This is a genomic window from Streptomyces sp. NBC_01474 (genome assembly GCF_035918215.1).
GTDB lineage: Bacteria > Actinomycetota > Actinomycetes > Streptomycetales > Streptomycetaceae > Streptomyces > Streptomyces aureus.
This window is the reverse complement of the sequence record NZ_CP109449.1, coordinates 467459-485715: the sequence shown is the minus strand read 5'-3', so window position 1 is coordinate 485715 and position 18257 is coordinate 467459. Positions and strand designations below refer to the sequence as shown.

13 protein-coding genes and 2 pseudogenes are annotated in these 18257 nt (G+C 68.0%); 10 read left to right on the top strand and 5 right to left on the bottom strand.

Annotation, left to right across the window (positions count from 1 at the left end):
* Positions 1-37: 37 nt before the first annotated feature.
* On the bottom strand, positions 38-1909 hold the full coding sequence (locus tag OG758_RS02415) for an alpha-L-fucosidase (protein WP_326708364.1): 1872 nt from the start codon (positions 1907-1909) through the stop codon (positions 38-40).
* A 96-nt stretch (positions 1910-2005) separates the two neighbouring features.
* A complete protein-coding gene (locus tag OG758_RS02410; protein WP_326708363.1) occupies positions 2006-3766 on the bottom strand; it encodes a glycoside hydrolase family 36 protein in 1761 nt (586 codons plus the stop codon).
* A gap of 275 nt (positions 3767-4041) precedes the next feature.
* On the opposite strand from OG758_RS02410, the gene OG758_RS02405 reads away from it, so the two are divergent.
* The 7 genes and pseudogenes from OG758_RS02405 to OG758_RS02370 all read left to right on the top strand — a co-directional run bounded on the left by OG758_RS02405 (position 4042) and on the right by OG758_RS02370 (position 11085).
* Positions 4042-5061, top strand: a complete 1020-nt coding sequence (locus tag OG758_RS02405) for a LacI family DNA-binding transcriptional regulator (protein ID WP_326708362.1) — start codon at positions 4042-4044, stop codon at positions 5059-5061.
* A 682-nt stretch (positions 5062-5743) separates the two neighbouring features.
* Positions 5744-6922 carry a Cmx/CmrA family chloramphenicol efflux MFS transporter gene (locus OG758_RS02400; protein ID WP_326708361.1) on the top strand — a complete coding sequence of 393 codons (1179 nt, stop codon included), beginning with the start codon at positions 5744-5746 and terminating at the stop codon, positions 6920-6922.
* 611 nt (positions 6923-7533) lie between these two features.
* Positions 7534-7836: a hypothetical protein gene (locus tag OG758_RS02395; RefSeq protein WP_326708360.1), complete on the top strand. Its 303-nt coding sequence runs from the start codon at positions 7534-7536 to the stop codon at positions 7834-7836.
* A 56-nt stretch (positions 7837-7892) separates the two neighbouring features.
* Positions 7893-8276: a hypothetical protein gene (locus tag OG758_RS02390; RefSeq protein ID WP_326708052.1), complete on the top strand. Its 384-nt coding sequence runs from the start codon at positions 7893-7895 to the stop codon at positions 8274-8276.
* 20 nt (positions 8277-8296) lie between these two features.
* Positions 8297-9073, top strand: a pseudogene (locus OG758_RS02385) (transposase); the annotation flags it as partial.
* A complete protein-coding gene (locus tag OG758_RS48815) occupies positions 9030-9767 on the top strand; it encodes a hypothetical protein (RefSeq protein WP_442810410.1) in 738 nt (245 codons plus the stop codon). The pseudogene OG758_RS02385 and the gene OG758_RS48815, both read left to right, overlap by 44 nt.
* Before the next feature lie 760 nt (positions 9768-10527).
* On the top strand, positions 10528-11085 hold the full coding sequence (locus OG758_RS02370) for a GNAT family N-acetyltransferase (RefSeq protein ID WP_326708358.1): 558 nt from the start codon (positions 10528-10530) through the stop codon (positions 11083-11085).
* Positions 11086-11501: 416 nt separating this feature from the next.
* Here OG758_RS02370 and OG758_RS02365 read toward each other — a convergent pair.
* Positions 11502-11744: pseudogene (locus OG758_RS02365) on the bottom strand (carboxymuconolactone decarboxylase family protein); the annotation flags it as partial.
* Positions 11745-11832: 88 nt separating this feature from the next.
* Here OG758_RS02365 and OG758_RS02360 point away from each other — a divergent pair.
* Positions 11833-12609: a class I SAM-dependent methyltransferase gene (locus OG758_RS02360; RefSeq protein ID WP_326708357.1), complete on the top strand. Its 777-nt coding sequence runs from the start codon at positions 11833-11835 to the stop codon at positions 12607-12609.
* Between the two features lie 33 nt (positions 12610-12642).
* Here the strand turns inward: OG758_RS02360 and OG758_RS02355 are convergent, their stop codons facing one another.
* Together OG758_RS02355 and OG758_RS02350 are read right to left on the bottom strand one after the other, a co-directional pair.
* Complete coding sequence (locus OG758_RS02355) at positions 12643-12867, bottom strand: hypothetical protein (RefSeq protein ID WP_326708356.1); 225 nt, start codon at positions 12865-12867, stop codon at positions 12643-12645.
* A 55-nt stretch (positions 12868-12922) separates the two neighbouring features.
* Positions 12923-13063, bottom strand: coding sequence for a hypothetical protein (locus OG758_RS02350; RefSeq protein WP_326708355.1), 141 nt, complete (start codon positions 13061-13063; stop codon positions 12923-12925).
* A 1164-nt stretch (positions 13064-14227) separates the two neighbouring features.
* Here OG758_RS02350 and OG758_RS02345 point away from each other — a divergent pair.
* Together OG758_RS02345 and OG758_RS02340 are read left to right on the top strand one after the other, a co-directional pair.
* The gene (locus OG758_RS02345; RefSeq protein WP_326708354.1) at positions 14228-14929 is read left to right on the top strand and encodes a 2-phosphosulfolactate phosphatase; all 702 of its coding nucleotides are present in this window, start codon (positions 14228-14230) and stop codon (positions 14927-14929) included.
* Between the two features lie 637 nt (positions 14930-15566).
* Positions 15567-17801, top strand: coding sequence for a penicillin acylase family protein (locus OG758_RS02340; RefSeq protein WP_326708353.1), 2235 nt, complete (start codon positions 15567-15569; stop codon positions 17799-17801).
* Positions 17802-18257: the final 456 nt, after the last annotated feature.

Sequence of the window (18257 nt, the reverse complement as noted above, 5' to 3'; positions counted from 1 at the left end):
CCGAAGGCCCCCTAGGCCCTCAGGGCAAGCGCGTTGGTCACCCGCGGCCGTGGCTCACGGGATACGAGTGGCCGACCGCGATCTCGTCGATCCTCAGCTGGTGATAGAAGGGGATGACGGTCGCCGCCGACCAGGTGCTGTCCACCTCCAGCCTGATGTAGCGGGCCGTGGTGTCCAGGTCGACGTAGCGGGTGCTGCGGGCGCTCTCCATGACACCGGTCTTCACCGGATCGCCCCAGTGCTCGCCGTCGTCACTGACGAAGACCTTGTAGTCCTTGATTCGGGCCGAGTCCTCCTTCCTGCCGAACGACTCACGGTTGTACGTCGGCGACCACTCGGTCTGGTTCACCGCCAGGTACCGGGCCTTCTTCACGCCCCCGAGATCAAGCGTGACCGAGACGGGCACCTGCGCGTTCGAATCCCAGTACCGGGTGAGGTCGCCGTCGGTGAGGTCGGCCGCCGGGTGTCCGTCCTTCGACGAGGTGGCGGTGGCCCGCACTGTGTTGGAGGGGTACAGGCCCTGACGGTGTCGCTCCGTCTCCACCTTGAAGACCGTGTCGTACGGGTCCCAGGCGGTGATGTCCTTGAGTGTCACGGTGCCGTCGTGCTGGTCGAAGGCGATCTTCTTGCCGGTCCGCAGATCGCTGATCCGCTTCACCTTCGTGCCGTTGTCGCGAATGCGGAGAGTGCCGGAGTCGGTTCCCGCCGGCCGCGTCGTGACATGGATGTACTGGCGCGTCGGGTCCTCCTTGCTCACCGTGGTGTAGCCGTACGCCCCGTCGTTCCAGGCGCCCGGACGCAGCCCGCCGTACAGATAGCCGCCGCCCTCCACACCGTGCAGCGACTCCCAGATCGGGTCGAGATACTTCGACATGTAGTCGGTGAACGCCTGCTGCTGGGGCGGGAACGTCCCGTCCACCTGGGCCTGGAGGTCCATCAGGGACTTGTACGACGTGCCCGCGTTGGCCACGTAGCGGCGGATGTTGAGCGCCGTGTCCACCGGACGGTCCTGCCCGTCGTACCACCAGGCGCCGCTCGAGGGCACCTTGTAACAGGACTCCGTCAGGCGCGGCATGGACGTCCAGTACGCCGCCGGCATGTCGTAGTCGGGCGTCATGCCGGTCTTCTGCTCGTTGCTGACGGTGTCCATGATCGGCGTGTCTTCGTTGTTGTTGCTCAGGAGCATGTCAGGGCGCTGCTCACGGATCTGCTCGTACAGGTGGTGCTGCTCCCAGTACTCGTTGTCGTTGTCGATCCAGAAGCCCTTCAGGTCCGGGTAGTTGTGCATCACCTCGAAGAAGTTGTCGTAGCTGAACTCACCGAAACCGGGGCGGGTCGTCAGGTCGACGTCCTTGCCCTTGTACGCGGAGTAGGCGGCGGAGTCGAAGGACTCAGGGCCCATGACGTCGTGCCACTGCGGATCGTCGGTCATGTAGAGGATGACCTTGATGCCCTTGGCCTTGGCCGCCTTGATGAGCTCCCCGAGGATGTCGCGCTTCGTCGAGCAACTGCCGGGGATCTTCGACGGCCACGGGCGGGCGTAACCCAGGCGGCTGTGAAAGGTGGCCAGGACGATGTACGAGCCGTGGATCTTCTGCGTCTCCTTGACCCAGTAGTCCGGGTTCCAGCCGCTGTCGTTCACGGCCTTCTGCCAGGAGTCGCAGTCGTAGTGCTCGGGCTGGGTGTACATGCCCCAGTGCAGGAAGAGGCCCGCGGTGGAGTTGCGCAGCCAGGTCTGGCGCGGGTTGAACATGCCCGGCACCGGGTCCGCCTGCGCGGTGGCGGTCGTGTCGGTGGCCGTGGCCGCGGGGGCGGATGCGGGGGTGAGCAGGAGGGGGCTGAACAGGGCGAGCAGGGCCGCCCACAGGGCCCACAGGCGCCGTGGCCGGCGCGCTGGTTCGCTGGACATGAGGGGTTGTTCCTCCTTCGGGCTTCGGGTGCAGCACCGTGACGTTGCCGGGACAAGGGACGTGCTGTGCAGGCGAGTTGGTGGACCTCCTCGGGATCAGGCGGGTGGCCGGACGGTCAGCAGGCCGCAGGGCGGTACGTCGAGGCGGATCGTGCCGGGGCCGAGGGTGTGGGGGCCCGAGTGGGTGACCCGGCCGCGTGCGTCGTACGTGGTGAGCGTGGCCCGCACCGGGCCGTGCGGAACGACGCAGACCAGGCCGTCCGCGGCGGTGGCGTTCACCAGATCGGCCCGGGGGTGGAGCATCAGGTCAAGGGGGACGGGGCGTTCGGCGTGCGCGACGACCACCTGGGCGTCGCCGGCGTGGGCCCGCACGAGGGGGTACAGCTCGTCCGGGCGGCCCGGCTCCATCTCGCCGTCGAGCAGGACGGGGCGCAGTCGCTGCCACTGGCGCAGCCAGAACGTCACGACCTCACGATGCTCCGGGCTCAGCTCACCCAGAGAGCAAGACAATTGTGGCACTGCGTGCAACACGGACTGGATCTGCCGGGCCGCTGTCTCGGCCGTTGCGTCCGGGTCCCACATCAGCATGTCCGAATGGACGGCGCCGCCAGTCGCGCACAGCGCCGCGTCGATCGTGCGGATCCGGTTCGCGGTGGCGTCGGCCGGGCAGTCGGTGGCGCGCAGCAGATTCCCGTACGCGCTCATGCCGGGGCCGAGATAGGGCTGGCGCAGTTCGACCAGAGGGCCGCGCGGGCACAGCGAGCCCAGGGTGGCGCGCAGGTCCCCGAGCAGCAGGGCCATCGCGGGTCCGACGGGGTCACCGCCGTCGTCCGCGTACAGGGTGGCGTCGTCGAGGAAGTCCAGCTTCAGTCCGTCGAGCCCATGGTCGGCGACGAGCCGGGTGCACACCTCCAGGACGTGCGCGCGCACCCGGGGCTCCCTGGGGTCGAGGACATGTGCGCCCGGCGCGGTCGGGCTGGGGATGCGGGCGTACGGTGCGAGCCGCTGCCACTCGGGGGAGTCCGGCCCCAGGAGCAGCGGGGCGATCCACACCATGTACGCCATTCCCAGGCCCTGCACGTCGCGCACATGCTCGGCGAGATCGGGGAACTTGGCCGTGTCGACCTGCCAGTCGCCCGCCCAGGCGTAGCCGCGCTCCCGGCCGCCGCGCTGCCAGCCGTCGTCGAGGATCAGTAGTCCGCAGCCGAGCGCGGCGGCGCGCTCGGCCTCCTGTGCCACGCCGTCGGCCGTGACCTCCTGCCCGAAGGCGTACCAGGTGGAGTAGGCGGGGGCGCGGCCCGCCTCCGGCAGAGCCAGCGGCGCCAGCTTCGCGGAGCCGACGAGCCGCCGGCGCAGCAGGCGCAGTGCCGCCGCGGGGGAGGGGCTGCGGCCCGCGAAGAGGAGGGTGAACGGCCCTCGTGCGGAGGTGAGTTCAAGATGCACCGCGAACAGCTTGCGCTGCTCCGAGACGCCGAAGACCAGGTGCGTCTCGGTCGTCGAGTCCTGGGCGGCGAAGGCGAGCAGCGTCTGCCCCGATGTCTCGTACAGGCAGCCGATCGCGCTGCCGTGCACCAAGTCGGCGTTCTGTCGCCCGGCCCAGTCCGGCGGCAGGGACCGCTGCCAGCCGGCGTCCGGGTGCCAGTAGCCTACGGCGTCCCGCAGGGGCGTCGCCAGACGGATCTCCACGGCGGCGCCCTCTGGGGCTGACACGTCCAATGCCCGTACACCGTCGGAGAGTTCGCGCACTATGGGCTCTATCGGGGTTCCGTCGACGAGCACGGCGACGCGGACCCGGTCGATCAGCGCGCTGGTGGGCGCGGGCGGGCGTTCTGCCGTGGTGACCGCGATCGACGTCACGTATGTCCTCCGGGGAGGCGACTGCAGAGACGGGTGGCCGATTCGTGAGCGTTCCCGTGAGCGTTCACGGAGTACCTTGAAGCCGCGACATGTCCCCGTCAAGACCGGTGTGATGGATTCCTGAATTCATCCTTGATCACCTCAACTACCCTGTGACGACGAGCCGTTGACAGCAGGCAACGAGCTGCTCATCATGTCCGTGAGCGCTCACGTGAACCGTCCGGCAGCGACGACGGACGACACTTGGGCCGGCAGAGAGAGGAACCTTCCCCGAGATGCCCACCCCCCGCACGTCCCGGCGCGGGCGCCACGGCGTCACCATCGACGACGTCGCCCGCTCCGCGGGTGTCTCCCGGCAGACCGTCTCCCGCGCTATCAATGACAAGCCGGAGATCGACCCGGACACCCGGGCACGGATCCTGGAGGTCGCCCACACACTCGGCTACCGGCCCAACCGGCATGCGCGCGGCATGGCCGGCCCCGCGACGACCACGCTCGGCCTGGTCGTCGCCGACGTGCTCAACCCGTTCTTCCCCGAAGTCGTCGCCGGCGTGATGGAGGCGGCAGACGAACGCGGCTGGCAGGTCGCCGTGTACAGCACCGGGTCGGCCCTAGAACGCGAGCAGAGGGTGGCGGCCACAGTCGCCGACCATGTCGACGCGTGCGTCGGCTACTTCTTCGCCGAGAGCGCCATCGAACGGGTGAGGGGCACCGGTATTCCGCTGGTGCTCCTGGACCACGACACCCGGCCCCCTGCCGCCGGCGGCGTCCGTATCGACTTCGAGTCCGGGATGCGGCAGGCCCTCGGACACCTCATGGCGGCCGGACACCGGCGCGTGGTCATGCTCGATGACAGGGCCCGCGGAGACGGGGCGGACCCTCACTCCCGGCGCGCCCTGTTCCTCGCCCTGGCCGCCGAGCACGGCCTCGACGCCGACGGGGCTCCGGTCGTGCCCGTGGCCAACTCGGTACAGGGCGGCGCCGACGGCATGGACCGCGTACTCGCCGAACACCCTGCCACCACCGCGGTCCTCGCCTACAACGACCTGATCGCGGTCGGCGCCATGCGCCGCGCGCTTCGCCGGGGCCTGGACGTCCCGGACGACTGTGCCTTCATCGGGTGCGACGGCCTGATGCTCGGCGAACTGATGGACCCGCCGCTCACCACGCTGCACGTCGACAAGCGCCAGGTGGGCCGAGCCGCCGTCGAGCAGGTCGCGGCCCTCGTGCAGGGCCGCGGCCCGTTCGCCGAGCGGGTGATCGTGCCACGCCTGGTGATACGCGAGTCGGCCTGAGCCGAGCGCGCCTACTGGCTGGCCGTAGACGCAGCAAGCGGCACACAGCCGCCCGCCGCCGGCCCCACATCCGGTGCCGGCGTGCGCGGCGGAATGCCCGCAGGCGTACATCCACTGCGACCTGTGACCCGCCGTGAAGCCGGTGTTCGCCGTTTCCTGCGCGCAGACGCAGACGCAGACGCAGACGCCGACGCACTCGTCGTCGGACCCCGCACCGCCGGCCCAGTCGTACATCGACGCCTCGCCCGGGACTCAGGGGTGTGATGACGCGCGAACACACTGTGGTCTCTCGTGCCACCGGCTGACTCGGCTTGACGGAACTGGTGGAACGAAATCACCGTTGCCTTGATCATTTTGAAGTGGAAGGCCACCAGAAGGCCCACCGCTCCCTCGAATGGTCTACAAGAAGCGCCCTGGCTGTTGCGGGACATGACGTTGGTGACACAGGCCGATGCCGGTGAAACCCGGGTGCTTCGACGGACATCGGTCGGGTAGCGTGCGAGCCATGTCGAGTCCTGAGTCAGACAAGGTGGGGGCTTTCGGTCACGCCGTCAGCCCCCTGAAGCCCTGAACTCGTAGCCCTGTCGTCGCGCCGCGTTCTGCGGTGGGACGAGTGTGCCCGTGGGGCTGGCCGCGGTGACGAGATGACCTTCTCGCTTCTCTCCCCACCTCGGAGCCTTCGATGCCTTTCCCGCTGTACCTGCTCGCCATGGCGGTCTTCGCCATGGGCACCTCGGAGTTCATGCTCGCCGGGCTCTTGCCAGGCATCGGCTCAGATCTCGACGTCACAGTCGGGACAGCAAGCGTGCTCACCTCAGCCTTCGCGATCGGCATGATGGTCGGCGCCCCTCTTGTGGCCGCACTTGCGCGCAACTGGCCCAGGCGCTCCAGCCTTCTCGGATTCGTCCTTACTTTCGCGGCAGCTCACGCTGGGGGCGCCATCACCACGAGCTTTCCGGTCCTGGTCGCTACCCGGGTCGTTGCCGCGCTCGCGAACGCAGGGTTCATTGCCGTCGCTCTGACCGCTGCCGCCACGCTGGTCCCGGCCGACAAGAAGGGACGTGCGCTGGCCGTCCTGCTGTCGGGCACGACGGTGGCGACGGTCGCCGGTGTCCCTGGCGGTTCGGCACTCGGCACGGTGCTCGGCTGGCGGGCCACATTCTGGGCTGTCGCCGCTCTCTGCCTGCCTGCAGCCCTCGGCATTCTGAAGAGCATCCCAGCGGGACGGGAGAAGGAAGAGGCGAACGGCCGGCCGGCCTTGCGAGCGGAGCTCGCCCCGCTCGCAAGGCCGCGGTTGATCGTGGTGATGCTGCTCGGCGCGCTCGTGAACGCGGCAACATTCGGAAGCTTCACCTTCCTCGCCCCCGTCGTGACCGACACCGCCGGGCTGAGCGAACTGTGGATCTCTGTCGTTCTGGTGCTCTTCGGTGCCGGTTCCTTCGTAGGCGTCACCATCGCGGGCCGGCTGTCCGACCGGCTTCCAGGTCTGGTCGTCGCAGTCGGTGGCCCGCTGCTGCTCGTCGGCTGGCCGGCCCTGGCGGTACTGGCCGATAAGCCAGTCGCCCTGTGCACCCTCGTGTTCGTACAAGGCGCGCTGTCGTTCGCACTGGGCAGCACGCTGATCACGCGGGTCCTCTACGAGGCAGCGGAAGCCCCCACCATGGCCGGCTCGTATGCGACCGCAGCACTCAACTTCGGTGCCGCCGCCGGCCCCCTCGTCGCCGCGACCACCCTCAGTACCGAGGCCGGGGACCTCGGGCCGCTGTGGGCGAGCGGGCTCCTGGTCGCTGTCGCGCTGCTCATCGCTTTCCTGCTCCGCACTGTGGTCGCGGCCGGCCGAAGCGCCGAGGTGCTCCAGTGACACATGCGAACGCTCCCCTGAGTATCGAGGGCCTCCCCTGAGAGTCGAGGGCTCCCCGTGGAGCTGCGCCCGGAGCCATCCCGCGCCTCGTTTCGGTGGGAGATGCGCACGTCGGACTCGAACCCGTACGACAAGTTCTCCGACAGCACTGGGCGCGGCCCCGGCCCCGGCCTGGCCGCGTGCCAAGGCGGCCGCTCCGCGCCTGCATTGACCGAGCGCTCCACGCTCGATCAAGTACATGGTGGGGCGAGCGGCACAACGTTGAAGGGACGGTCAACGGGTCAGCGGAGCCGACGCCGGGTGTCCGTGACCTTTCTGCCGTGTCGACGGGGCTCGGTTGGTCTCTTCATTGCTGGCGCCGGCCAGTGTTTCCCGGGAGTGGTGGGCGTGGGTGCCGTGGTCGCGAAGCCATCTGATCCTGCGATGGCGCGATTCTGACGCTTGGTTCCGGACATGCCCCTTGAGCTGGAATTGGTGCAATCCAACGCCGCTTCCTGGAACCGAAGTTGCTGAGACAGAACCCGGACATTCACAGGATCATTTGAGGATCGACTCGGCCCTAGTGTCATCGGTGTCAGCAGAAACACAGCAACCGACAGCCGCTGGAGAACATGATGCGTTCGCGTCTCGCCGCTCGTTCCGCCCGTCTCGTCCTGGCCGCCGCGGCCGTGACGGCCCTCGCCGCCACCACCACCGCCTGCAACAACGACGACACCGCGGACGCCGGCAGCTCCGCGACCCCATCTGCCGTCGCCTCCTCCGACAGCTCCTCCAGCGACAGCTCCTCCAGCGACAGCCCTTCCACCAGCGGCTCCTCTACCGGTGGCGCCAACTCCCATGACTCCACCGACAAGTCCGACTCCGGCGACGACAGCAAGAGTGGCTCCGGAGCCCTCTCTGTCAGCCTTGGGTGAGACGTTCCGCTTCGGCGGGTTAGCCTGAGAGGGCACGACAGGAGAACCACCCCCTCATGACCAGCACCAAGCCCGCCGGATCCGACCCGGCTCCCAGGCCAAAGCGCCGTTCCTTCAGCCCGGAGTACAAGCTGCGGATCGTGGCCGAGTACGACGCCGCACCCAGGAACGAGAAGGGCGCGGTCCTGCGCCGCGAGCGCCTGTACCACTCGCATGTCAAGGAATGGCGGGCTGCGCGGGATGCCGGGGCCCTGGAAAAGCTGGTCGACAAGCGCACCAGCCCGGCCCGTCCGAAGAAGTCGGCCGCCGAGGCAGACAACGAGAAGCTGCGCCGCCAGGTGGAACGGCTGGAGAAGGAACTGGCCCGGAACAAGGCCGCGCTGGAAGTCATGGGAAAAGCTTCCGCGCTCTTGGACATGCTCTCCGAGAGCGCGGACTGAAGCCCGCCGCCGACCCTGTCGTGGACGAGGCGTTCACCGGCGTCGAGGCTCAGCTGGGCATCACGGCCGCCTGTCGGCTGACCGGCCGCTCCCGCGCCACGCACTACCGCCGGCTCCGGCCCCCGCCACCACGCAGAGCACGCGCCCCGCAGGTGCAGCCGTCGGCCCTGACGGCCCAAGAGCGGGCCGCGGTACTGGAGTTGATGAACGGCGACGAGTACGCCGAGCTGGCGCCCGCGCAGATCTGGGCCCGCGAGCTGGATGCCGGGCGCTATCACTGCTCCGTCTCGACGATGTACCGGATCCTGCGCGAGCAGGATCAGTCCGGCGAGCGCCGAAGACAGGCCACCCATCCCGCCAAGGCAGTGCCCGAGCTGGTCGCCACCGGGCCCTCGCAGGTGTTCACCTGGGACATCACCAAGGCGTCCGGACCGGTCAAGGGCATCTGGTATCACGCCTACGTGATCATCGACATCTTCAGCCGGTACATCGTCGGCCACACCGTCGAGCGGGCCGAATCGGCCGTGCGGGCCGAGGAGTTGATCCGCGAGACCATCGCCCGCAACGGCATCGTGCCCCAGACCGTGCACGCGGACCGCGGCACCTCGATGACGAGCAAGAAGGTCTCCCAGCTGCTGATCGATCTGGGCGTGACGCGGTCGCACTCGCGGCCGAAGGTCTCCAACGACAACCCTTACAGCGAAGCCCAGTTCAAGACCACGAAGTACATGGCGGACTACCCCGAACGGTTCGATTCGCTGGCCCACGCCCGCGAGTGGTTCGACGCGTTCATCGCGTACTACAACCACGAGCACCGGCACTCGGGCATCGGCTGGCACACCCCCGCCTCCGTCCACTTCGGAACCGCCGAAGAGGTCCGCGACCAGCGCGCGGTCACCCTCGCCGAGGCATACGCCCGCCACCCCGAACGCTTCGGCCGCCGCCCCCGACCACCCGAGATACCCCAGACCGCCTGGATCAACGACCCGGCCAAACGCCAGGAACCCGCACCACAAACCTCATAGCGTCACGACCGTCTCACTGGACTTGAAATCTTCCGGAGACGGCGGGAAGAGCGGCTACGGACAGTCCTGCGGCACCAACGACCTGGACTTCACGGTCACCTCGGAATCCCAGGCCGGCGGCTACTACCTCGTGACCGCCAAGGCCAAGTCCGGCATCACCTGCTACCTGGATGTCAACACGCCCAGCGTGTCCTTCGGCTCCGGCGCCGACGGCGTCGCCTCCCCCGTCGGACAGGGTGGCGAAGACCCCATCAAGCTCACCGGCTCCGCCGTCGCGTACACCGGTATCAGCCCCAAGACCACCAAGAGCAATGCCGGTAAGCAATTCGAGAACGTCATCATCGCCATCAGCGACAACGACCCCAACCCCGCCGAACTCAAGCTCCCCGACACCGCCAACGTCGACAAGCCCATTGTCACCAACTGGTCCACCAACCGCGCAGAGACCGTCCCCGTCATTGTCTGACGAACAGGGCCGGGACCGTCGACCTCGCGCTCCACGTCACGACGTCCGTCGACGCGGTCATCCCCGCGCACGGATAGCAGCGGCCGGGACCACATCTCATGCACGTGAGCAGCTTGATCGTCTCGAAGAGGGGGGCACTCGACTCCCGAGGAGTGTGAGGGCCGTCGCGAACCGGCGGGTGCTGGTCACCGCCTGCTCTCGGTGTCAGGGCACAGGTGCGGCCATGCCCGAGCTAGAGGTGAGAAGCGACTGACGCCGCGCAGCAGCGGGGTACAGCGGGGAGTGCGGGTTGGTCAGGCCAGGGATCAGATCGGCGAACGTCACGGCAGGGCAAGCCGAGTTGAGGCACTTGAACCGACGCACGGTCAAGTCGATCACGACGGCCGCACCACCGAGCGGTGCGTTGGACAGCCTGCGGATATAGCGGCCGTGCGCCTTCCTCGACGGCCTGTTTGGCGATGAGTGTCCGGGTGTACTCAACCGTGGGCGTCCCGTTGCCGCGTTCGGAGTGGAGGGCGCGGAGCTCAGCGGCGTTCGACTCGGCCCACGGCCGCAGTATCAGCCGCTCGGTCTCAAGGCGGACCGACATCGTCTCGTACGTAGACATGCCCCTACTCTGCCTCCTAACGGGACACCGGCGCGGAATGCCTCTTGTTCTCTACCTCGGCCGACTGCGGCCTGAGTAGGGTCGGGACTGGCGCGTGGGTGCCACTGTTAGGGAGTGTGAGCGTAATTGCGCGACCATTCGAGGGGGTACCACATGGCGCAGCAGGGGATCATCGCGCTGGAGCGCATGGGCGGCTCGGCCGCAGCACAGGCTGTGGACGCGTTCAGGCTGATCTACGCCGAAGCGTTCGCCGAGCCTCCTTACAACGAGACCGATGACGACGTCGCTGCCGCCTTCCGCCGCTTCCCCGTCCAGGCTCGCAACCGCACGTTCCGCGCCACCTTGGCCCGTTGCGAGGACGGCGAGCCGGTCGGCATGGCGTACGGTTTCCCGCTCGGTCCCGACACGGGTTGGTGGGACGAACTGACCGAGCCGGTACCCGAGGACATGGGGCGCGAGGACGGGCACCGCACTTTCGGGCTCATGGAACTCGCCGTGCGCGGACCGTGGCGTGGACAGGGCATCGCGCGTCGGATGCACGAGATGCTGCTCGACGGCATCGGAGCCGAGCGGGTACTGCTGAACGTCTACCCGGGCAGCAAGGCTGCCTCGGCCGCTTACCGGGCGTGGGGATACCGCAAGATCGGCGAGGCGCGACTGTGGGGGGAGAGCGCGAACCTGCATGACGTGATGCTGCTCGATCTGCGCTGAGAGCAGTCAGTGAATGCAGATTGCGGTAGCGGGTAGCGGGTAGCGGGTAGCCGGTGGCCCGGGAGACGCTGGCGTCAGGGGCCAGCAAGCGCACGCAGCCGCGCTCGCGGGACCAGCGCAGCACCAGCACCGCCTGGCGAAACGGTCCCAGCGCCCGCGAGCCCTTCGAGGTTCGCAGCCGCCTGCGGTTCGCATCAAGCAGACGGGCCAGGCACTCCACCACAGGGCGTGGGACGTCGAGCAGGGCAACGTGGGCGACCAACGCGGAGCCCCTGGTTCTTCCGGACATGATCTTGGTAAGCATGTCCTGCCAGGGGCTTCACGGCCCCCCGAACTCGGGGCGTCGTCTGGCCCGTTGCACCGGAACCGAGATCATCTCGCCGAGTTGACCTCAGGCAGCAAGAGCCACGCTGGGCTCAGCCCCGGGTCTGTCCGGCCGGTTCCTTGACGGTGCGGTTGAGCTGGTTGAAGAAGTTGGTCAGCGCGATCTCCAGGTTGATCGCACCGATCTGCTCCTCGGTGAAATGTGTGCTGGCCTCTTCCCAGATCTCGTCGGTGACGCCCTCCGCACCATCCTGCAGCGGGGTCGCGCCCTCGGCCAGCGCCAGTGTCGCGCGCTCCGCGTCGGTGTAGAACGGCGCCTCACGCCACGCTGCTACCGGGCGTTTGAAGTACGCGGAACGCCTCTGAGGAAACGTCATTGGGCGGGCAGGTTCCTTGTGGAGGAGGGCGCGTTAATCTCGGGCCATGTCCGAGACCTCGGTGGGGCACTTCTATGACGAGCTGGCTGACGACTACCACCTGATCTACCCGGACTGGGACGCGAGCATCCGCCGGCAGGGAGATGCGCTGGACGCCCAGATCGGCCAGGATCGTGTGGCGGTGCTCGATTGTTCGTGCGGGATTGGCACGCAGGCCATCGGCCTGGCGCTGCGCGGGCACCGCGTCACCGGGACCGATCTCAGCCCCCGGGCCGCCGTCCGCGCTGCCCGTGAAGCCGCTCGCCGGAGCCTGAGTCTTTGCACGGCCGCCGCCGATATGCGAAGCCTCCCGTTTACCGATGGTCGCTTCGACGCCGTCGTGTGCGCCGACAACTCTCTGCCACACCTGTTGACAGAACAGGATGTGCACGCCGCCCTGGCCGAGATGCGCCGTGTGCTGCGTCCCTGCGGCGTGCTGCTGGTCAGCACACGCCCCTACGACGACCTGGTGCGTGACCGCCCGGCATCGTCGCCTGCACAAGTCCGCGGGATCGGTGACTGTGCTGACGATGGAGAACGAACCGTCACCTTCCAGCTCTGGCACTGGTATGACGACGGCGAGCACTACGACCTGGAGCACTTCCAACTCTTTGAGGAAGGCGGGGACTGGCGCGTCAAGGTCCGCCGGACCACTTACTGGGCGCTGGGCCGGGACCGGCTGGCCGGCCTCGCAGCTGAGGCCGGGTTCGTCGACGTCAGGTGGCGGATGCCGGACGAGACGGGGTTCTTTCAGCCGCTGCTTGTGGCCCGCGCCGGCGAGTAGGTGATGCCACCGCCCGGCGTGGGACGGCACATGTCAGCAGGCCACGGCGGAACCCCCGGCCCGAGCCCGGCTGCCGGCGAGGCGGCAGGAGTCGGCGCCGGTTTCGAGGGTCGTGCCGCTGAAGGCACGCTGGTCACACCGCATCGTCGCATCCCTCCCGGCCTTCGATATATGCGGCACGATCAGCACCTTCACCACGAGCATCTCGATGATGCCCCGGCAACAACCGCAGTGCCAGCATGTGCGGGTGTCAGGCACGCATGCGGCTGTATTCGTCTCTCTGGGCGACCAGTTGGCGAATGCGGTGCCCGGGTCAGTCCCAGTCGGACGCAGGCTGGTCGATGAGGCTGCCCTTGTGCGGCGTGGGGATGTAGTCCTGGGCACCCCCGGGCAGCGCGGCGACACACGCTGATGAGCAGGCGTTCACCAGCAGGGGCAGTACGTCAGTGGCCACGCGCAGCGAGATCCACATCTGGTGGAGCCCGGCCTGTCCGATCGGGCGGTCGCAGACGCTGCACCGGTGGATGGCCGTTGCGCCCCAGCGCCGGGGATCCAGGTGTCTCCGGTCGAGGTCCGTGACGGGGGCAGGCGAAGACTGCAGCCGCGGGAACGGCGGTGCCGCAACTTGTAGTTACCGAACAACGCGCGTGTACTCACCGTGCTGCGGGCCAGCTTCCGGCATCGGGTGAGCTCGTAGGGGAACCAGTGCAGCCGGTAGGAGGTGTAGGGCGTGAACTCCTCCAAGTTGGTCATGGCTCCCACCTCGGGCGGGATCCGAACCAGGTTGCTGCCGTAGAGCACGAGGTGCTTGACCGCGGTCAGCCGGGCGATGCTCCGAGGCAGAGTGACGATCTGCCGCCGTTCCTCTGAACTGAGCCCTACCAGGGGCCGGAACTCCTCACGCCCGTCGGCGGCGGCCTCGTCAGTCAGCTCCAACAGGCGCCGCCAGCCCGGGGCAGAGGTGTCCTGGCGCTCGGCATGAAATCCGACCCGGACTCGCCTACGCGGCTGGGACTGGTCGAAGCCCACGCAGCCGTCCTGGCGGGCCTCGCGCAGTCCCGGGGCCGGGATCCGATGTGTCACCCCAGCGGTTCACATAGAGCTGTGGCTCTCTCTCGCTCATCATGGCGCAGAGACTACGAGGCCCGGCGCAGGACACCTGAGTGGTTGATCGGGGGAGCGCACATGACGTCAACCCGCCGTGCTCGACTGGGCAATCCGGACTTGCGTTTTTCCCGTGGACCGCGTGGCGAACTGCATGTTCGTTTCGGCAAGGGAGCCTGCACCGCTGGTCCGCGGCCGCAGTGGGTGCCCGTGCTGGACGGCCTTGACCTCGTGTTGCTGCCGGCGTACGGGCTCACGTACAAAGCCGGGTACGGGCTCACGTACACACTCGATCGGGATGAGGTGGGTCGCATGGGTGGGAGTGCTGCGTACCCGCAGGGACCGTGTGCGGGTGGCCCCATGTGCGGGTGACCCAATGTGCCGATTGAGCACGCGTGTCGTTGTGTACTGCTTTCGCGACGCAGGCGACCGGAGGTGCCGCATTCCGAGACCTGTGACGTGATGCGTATCACTGCCCGGGTGCTTCGGGTCGGGCATAGGCGATCATGACCGGATGAACGCTCGTTTCCTTGGCATCACTGATCTGGTCGAAGCCCCGTCCGTGGCGGTCGTAGTCGACGTCATGCGTGCTTTCACCGTGGCTGCCTGGGCCTTCGCCCAGGGGGCGGAAAAGATCGTTCTTGCTGAGTCGCTGGACGAAGCCCTCGCGCTCAAGGCTGGCCACCCGGACTGGGTGGCGCTCAAAGACGGTCCGCCCGCGCCCGGGTTTGACGCCGTCAACTCGCCGGGCTTGTTGCGGTCTGTTGACCTTGGCGGACGGACCGTTGTGCAGAAAACCACGGCAGGGACGGTCGGCGCCCTGGCGGTCAAGGAGGCGTCGCTGGTGCTGTGTGCCAGCTTCGTGGTGGCGGAGGCAACTGCTCGGCTCTTGCGGACGAACAAGAGTGACAGTGTCACGTTCGTGGTCACCGGCGAGGATGGGCAGGCCGACGAAGACTTGGCGTGTGCTCAGTACATCGCTTGGAGAGCCACCGAGGCTGGGACGGATGCAGCTGAGTTCCTCCGCCGCGCCGGCGAGTCGCGCGCCGCCGCCGAGCTGGCGGAGGGTCTGCGTCAAGGAGTCCATCCTGATGACGTCGCGCTCTGTCTTGAGCTCGACCGGTTCCCCTTTGCCATGGTGGCGACCTTGGAAGACTCGCTCATGGTCCTCCGTGCGGCAGCCGTGTCTTCGCTGACCGACGAGGCTTCGATCTGATCGCTCGTGAGGTCCGGCTCTCGATATGCGAGAGCCGGCATCCGGTCGAGTATCGGCATCAGCTGCATGTCCCGTCGACGGTGACTGACGGCGTTCGTCGAGTGGCTCTGGTGGCGGCCCGGCTGACGGACGGGCGCGTTCACCGCGTCCACCACCGCCGCTGTCGGTGCATGACGCGATGCGGTTCTCTTTGGAACTGCCCGAGGAACTGCCCGACGAACCTCCCGAGCACGGCTGCAGACCCCTCCTGGTGACAGCCCGTCACAACGGAGATCCGTCGTCAGCCACGCAGGTGGGACAGCCGCTCCTCACCGGACGGAGTACTTCCGATTGAAGCGGGGTGAGGCCTTGTCAGGGAGCTGCTTCCTGGATAGGACTGTCCGCGTAGGTGATCACCGGAACGTGCCTGTGCCGTCCGGGTGGTCACCTCGGTCGTGGTTGCCGGCTGCGCGGTGGGGGTGACGATCAGGGTGATGGCCGACGGCGTCGTCATCCCGTTGGAGTCTCACGGGCGAAGGGCGACGGGAGTGCCGTACCGGGCGGACAGAACGCCAAGGGGCCGGCACGCGGACCACAGCTCACCACACCGGGTGAAGCCGAACGATCCCCTGATCCTCGAAGGAGAGTGGAGCAACTCATGAGCCATGCGCAGAACACCGGGGTGAGCCGGCGTCGTGTTCTGGGTGGAGCGGCCGGGCTGGCCGTTGCCGCGGTGGGGCTGCAGACCGGTGCCGCGTTCGCGCTGCCGGCGCAGGCACTGCCCGACGAGGCCCGCCGGCGCCGACACGCCGAACGGGTCACGATCACGCGGGACGACTGGGGTGTTCCCCACATCGTGGGCGAGACCGATGCCGACGCGGTGTTCGGGATGATGTACGCCCAGGCAGAGGACGACTTCAACCGGATCGAGCAGAACTACCTCGTCGCCATGGGCCGTCTCGCCGAGGCCGAGGGCGAGAGCGCGATATGGCAGGACCTGCGCCAGCGGCTGTTCCTCGACCCGGAGGAGCTGAAGAAGGACTACGCGAAGTGCCCGGAGTGGCTGCGCGTGTTGATGCGGGCCTGGGCGGACGGACTCAACCACTACCTCGCGACACACCCCGAGGTGCGCCCTCGGGTGCTCGACCGGTTCGAGCCGTGGATGCCGCTCAGCTTCTCCGAAGGAAGCATCGGCGGCGACATCGAATCGGTGCTGCTCACCCAGCTCGAAGCGTTCTACGACAAGAGCGACGTACCGATGACCGACGAGGAGCGCGGCCTCGTGCAGCGCGAACCCACGGGGTCCAACGGCTTCGCGATCGCACCCAGCCACACGCGGGACGGCCACGCACTGCTGCTGATCAATCCGCACACCAGCTTCTTCTTCCGCGCGGAACAGCATGTGGCGAGCCGCGAGGGACTCAACGCCTACGGTGCCGCCACCTGGGGGCAGTTCTTCATCTACCAGGGCTTCAACGCGGACACGGGCTGGATGCACACGACGAGTGGTGTCGACAACATCGACGAGTTTGCCGAGACGATCGTGACACGGGCCGACGGTGCCCGCTCCTACCGTTACGGCGACGAACTGCGCCCCGTCACGACGAAGAAGGTCACGCTCTCCTTCCGTACTGACGGCGGCGGGCAGAAGGAGCGCACCTTCACGACGTACGCAACGCACCACGGCCCGATTGTGCGCGAGACGGACGGCAAGTGGATCGCGTGTGCGCTGATGAACAAGCCCGTCGAGGCGCTCCAGCAGAGCTACCTGCGCACCACGACGCGGGACTATGCCGGCTATCTCAAGGTTGCGGGCCTGAAGGCGAACAGTTCGAACAACACGCTCTTCGCGGACTCGAAGGGCGAGATCGCCTTCCTGATGCCGCAGTTCATGCCGGTGAGGGACGATCGTTTCGACTATCTCAAGGCCGTCGACGGCAGTGACCCGGCGACCGACTGGCATGGTCTGCACACCTTGGACAGCATGCCGCAGGCTGTGAACCCGAAGAACGGCTGGGCGTTCAACACCAACAACTGGCCTTGGACCGCCGCCGGCACGGACAGCCCTCACAAGGCCGACTATCCGCGCTACTTCGACCGGTTCGGGGAGAACCCGCGCGGGCCGCATGCCATCCGGGTGCTGACCGCGCGCGACGACTTCACCCCGCAGACGCTGATCGAGGCCGCGTTCGACCCGTATCTCACCGCCTTCGCGCGGCTGCTGCCGGGGCTGGTGGCGGCATGGGACCAACTGCCCGAGGGGAACGGGCAGAAGAAGAAGCTGGCCGGCCCGATCGGCCTGCTGTGCGACTGGGACCTCCGGTGGTCCGCGGACTCGACCGCGACATCAGTGGCCGTGTTCTGGGGCGAGGACATGTGGGCGCTCACAACCAAGGCGGCAGCAGACGCCGGAATGTCGGTATGGGACTACATCGCCGATCGTGCCACGGACGTGCAGAAGCTCGGCGCACTTGAGACGGCGGTACAGCGGCTGCAGCGGGACTTCGGCGGCTGGCAGGTGCCGTGGGGCGACATCAATCGCTACCAGCGCAACGACGGTGCGATCGTTCAGGAGTTCAGCGACGACAAGCCCAGCATCCCGGTGCCCTTCACCTCCTCGCGCTGGGGCTCACTCGCCTCGTTCGGCGCGATGGCCTACCCGGGAACCAAGCGTTACTACGGCACGAGTGGCAACAGTTTCGTGGCGGTCGTGGAGTTCGGGCCACGAGTGCGCGCCTGGGCGGTGACGGCGGGCGGAGTGAGCGGACACCCCGACTCGCCCCACTTCGGCGACCAGGCCGAACGCTATGCGCGGGGCGCCCTGCGGCCCGTCTACTTCTATCCCGAGGACCTCAAGGGACACGTCGAGCGGAGGTACCGCCCCGGCACGTGACCGGCCGCCCGGGGGCGATGAGCACGGCAGGACGACCCGGGCAGACAAGCCGTACGGGTCACGAACTGACTGGTGCGGGGCGCCGGGCCGCGGCTCCGGCGCCCTCCTCCCGCGGCCATCCGGCAAAGGTGAGCCCGATGCGGATAGCACAGGCCGTCGTAAAGTCCTGGGCCGGCCGGGCAGTGCCCGAAATCCACAGCACCCGGCCGGTCGGGCCGGACTCGACCTGACGACCTGTACGGTCACCCCTTTCGAGCGGTGCCTGCGGGAGCGGTGTGCGCTCGCGCGTCTGCGCTGCCCGTGCAAAACCGGTGCGCAGCAAGTCCGCGACCCTCTGGCGTGACTGCTCGCGCAAGGCTGAGCGCGAAGCGGCCCACCGACCGACACGCCCCTAATGATCAAGGAATGTTGCGGCAGGCGTGAGAACCCGAGCGACGGGACCGGGCCACTTCTCGT